The organism is Xenorhabdus sp. KJ12.1 (assembly GCF_963876495.1).
GTDB lineage: Bacteria > Pseudomonadota > Gammaproteobacteria > Enterobacterales > Enterobacteriaceae > Xenorhabdus > Xenorhabdus stockiae.
Genome location: NZ_CAWNQH010000022.1, coordinates 1 through 597 on the forward strand (window position 1 = coordinate 1; position 597 = coordinate 597).

Here is a 597-nt window from a genome sequence, read left to right on the forward strand (position 1 = left end):
GCCGCCATCAGTGGCAAGGTCAATGGCATAGTCAATGCGATAACCCACCGTGTCTCCGTTCTCTTTTTGCTGCTGCAACTGGGGCCACGATAACCGCAGGCGAACCGCTGACAGTTGGGTATTGGTGACCGTCGTGACCCACGAGCTGACCAGTTCAGCACTCACCGTTCGGGCATTTTCAATCGCCGGCATACCGGGGATATACGCCTGATGGGGCGTACCGGGACGAAATTCCCATTTGACGCCTTCAAAATTAGGCGAGCCATCGGCACCGATAAGCGGCGTGTTATCCAGAAAGATACGCCGACCATCCAGCTCGCCAGCAAATTCACCTTCACCGAGGGCAAGGAGGATCTTGGTATAGGAAGTCGATTGCAGCGAGTCCGGCGCTTCCACCGGCGTGCGCGGCTGCTGGCGTCCGCCTTTATTCCCCTGAATGGGTTGCTTTTCCATACTTCATCCTCAGCGCATTATTGTTGGTCTTCCGCATAGATACCCGCTGAAATAATAGCGCCACCAATGCGGCGTCTGCCGTAGCCAATCGGTACGGGATTGCCCTGCGCAATCGTATTCACCGGTCCCCCGAACGCATAGGAG

At 56.4% G+C, this 597-nt stretch carries 1 protein-coding gene and 1 pseudogene; both read right to left on the minus strand.

Annotation, left to right across the window (positions count from 1 at the left end; all coding sequences use genetic code 11):
• A partial coding sequence (gene gpJ, locus AACS92_RS03020) for a TipJ family phage tail tip protein (protein ID WP_445286132.1) occupies positions 1-453 on the minus strand: 453 nt, incomplete at its 3' end.
• 17 nt (positions 454-470) lie between these two features.
• A pseudogene (locus tag AACS92_RS03025) lies at positions 471-597 on the minus strand (tail assembly protein); the annotation flags it as partial.